The 2647-nt window shown below is 44.7% G+C and carries 3 protein-coding genes; 1 reads left to right on the top strand and 2 read right to left on the bottom strand.

Features of this window, described 5'->3' with window-relative positions:
• Positions 1-37 precede the first annotated feature (37 nt).
• Positions 38-736, top strand: a complete 699-nt coding sequence (locus AC1DPZ_RS25200; RefSeq protein WP_477408658.1) for an ATPase — start codon at positions 38-40, stop codon at positions 734-736.
• 379 nt (positions 737-1115) lie between these two features.
• On the opposite strand, the gene AC1DPZ_RS25205 is transcribed toward AC1DPZ_RS25200, so the two are convergent.
• The gene (locus AC1DPZ_RS25205) at positions 1116-2090 is read right to left on the bottom strand and encodes a DUF5712 family protein (RefSeq protein WP_477408660.1); all 975 of its coding nucleotides are present in this window, start codon (positions 2088-2090) and stop codon (positions 1116-1118) included.
• 40 nt (positions 2091-2130) lie between these two features.
• Positions 2131-2647, bottom strand: a 517-nt coding sequence (locus AC1DPZ_RS25210) for a BfmA/BtgA family mobilization protein (RefSeq protein WP_477408662.1), incomplete at its 5' end; no start/stop codon positions are given.

The raw sequence follows: 2647 nt of genomic DNA on the forward strand, positions 1-2647 counted from the left end.
CCACAGGTGACAGCCAGATAGTTAGCAGGAGATTTTAATGGAACAGCCGGAACTATTTGTTTTTGCCGGGCCAAATGGCGCCGGTAAAAGCACGCTGTCATCCTCTATGGTACCACTTGGTACTCCTATTTTTGATGGCGATAAAGAATTTATACTGCTTAAAAAGCAATTTCCAGGTTTAAACAGCGGTAATTTATATGACGCAGTTAACGGGCATGTGTTTTCGGATTGGAAAGAAACCATGCAAGCCAAAAATGCAACCTGTGCTTTCGAGACTAACTTTCGAACAGAAGATATCCTGAAATCAGTCAATGAATTTAAGCTTAAGGGCTACAGTACCCGATTATTTTTCTTTGGCCTGGATGAAATTGCTATGTCTTTTGAGCGTGTACGTTTAAGAGTAGCTAAAGGAGGGCATGATGTATCGGCAGATAACATCAAAGCCAATTATGAGCAGTCTTTAATTAACCTACAAAAATATTACGGTGCTTTTGACCAGGTTATCCTGATGAAAGCCGCATCTAAGGAAAAGGGACAAAATATTTCAGTATATCTGAAATACGCGGACGGCAAACTTGTTGAACAGGCTCCTAGTTTACCGCAATGGGTTAACCGCATTGCTCAAGACATGGGTACATCCATGGAGAAAACGCAAGAGCAACAACGTATAATAATAAAACCAGAACAAGATCAGAATCCTGGGCGTTCATTGGGTAGCGGCGGCATAAAGCGATAATTTGCGAGGGTAAAAATTATATGTGCCGTGTCCCCCTTCTTCAACTACACACACTCAGTCATATCACCGCTTAAACAACCGGGGCTGTTAGCAGGAAAACTGTCAAGGGGCACGGCGATAGCCGTGATTTATATACCCTTGACGGTTTTCCTGCGTAGCTATCTTTGTGACCGCGGTGCTGTGACTAACCGATGACTGCGTGCCGGGAAAGGCAGGTGTGTATGAGGAACGAATACACTCCTGCACGTGCGGCGGCGAGGCTGGCGGCGTAATGGAACCCGGAGCGAAGCGCGTGGTGAAATGCAGCCGCCTGTCGCAGCCGTATGACCACTTCCACTGCAAAAAAAATATCTATTTGTTATAGTAACAGCGCCCTTGCTCAACGCGACACATGTTGGCCCTGAGATTTTTTCTTTCGTTTTTTCTTTGCCTCTGCTTCGCTTTCCGGGACAATATTAGCACCTCCTGTATACATTGGTTCCAGCATTACTTCCAGGAAGCTTGCTGCTGTCTTACCTGCTGTGGATAACATTGCGGCCGTTGTCGTAAATAGGCCATCCGCAACTCCTTGCGCAAGTTCATTAGCCACCGACCTGCTTTCATAATTCTGCGAAGCACCTTCGGCCAACACGCCCATCTGCTCTCGCTGCAATAGCTCGCCGTTCTTCTGTACATTGGCGAATGCCATCGTATCTTTAAGCTGCCTGTCAAACCCAAAAAGGCTGTCAAAAAGAGATTCCCCGCTCTGTTTAAATGCCACCCGGTCAAACTGCCCCATCTTTTTAGAATGCTTCGCATTCTTTCCCCTTGACGTATTCATCGGGCTAAGCTTGATCTTATTGGTTATATCCTTACGGCTTACAATAACCTGCACATGCATCTGCTCGCCCGCTTTACGTTCTCCCCGTTGTTTCAGGCCTTGTTTTACTTCAGGGTCATTGTAGTTGTAATAACGGTGTTTTTCCAACTTGGCAAACCATAACAGGTCTTCGTTACTGTTCACACCATCCCGGTTAAAGTTTTTAGCATAGGCATCCATCACTCTTACTGCAAAGCCCTTCATTTGTTCTTTAGCACCCTCCTCACCATACTGTTCTTTCAGAAACCTGATCTCCTTCTGGCTCGGGCTGATATTGACCAGGAAAAACTTAGCATCGTCTTTACCCAGCTTGGCGACATTATTATCGATACTGCGCATGACCTGGTAAGGTTCGATCCTCATCTGCTGACCATTGAACCAGTATTCGGGTTCCTGCTTATAGTCAAGCCTGTTCTCTTTTTCCAGGTAATTTACCAGCCCCGCGCTGCTGCCTTTATTTGCCGCTTCTTTGCTGTCTGTAATATTGATAAACATAATGCCCCTTAACCCCCTAAAGGGGAATTAAAATACAAGATTAAAGCAAACTAATTTGCGATCTGGTAACAGCGATCAGCTCCTCTTTTTCCCGGCCCGATGTCATCATCCCGAAAGCCTCCCTTGATCTGATATAGCCGTCAAGAATGAACAGGAACTGTTTTTTCAGCTGATCTTTACTTTTTTGGTTTTTCGAAATGTTATCCATCAGCGCATCTATTCCTGTTAACTTTTGCGCCAGAACGTGCTGATTATTCAGCAAATCCGCATTCGCCTTGAGGATTTGCGTATTAAAACGTTCGATGATCTTGGCTTGTGATACTGAAACCCGGTCCATTTCTGTTTTAATTGGAATGAGCAGCATATTCTCCTGGCTTTTGATAAAACCGATATACTGTTGGTGATTCTTCATCAACGCATTTTTTAGTAATTCATCATTCAGGTCCTGCGGGTCTTTCTTGCTTTTATAAAAGTAATCGACCATCTGGATAAACACCTGCCGCTTAGTCCTGCCCAGTTTAAGGGCGATCTTTTCAAACTTTTGATCTACCGTAACC

This window comes from Mucilaginibacter sp. P4_G9 (assembly GCF_056400985.1).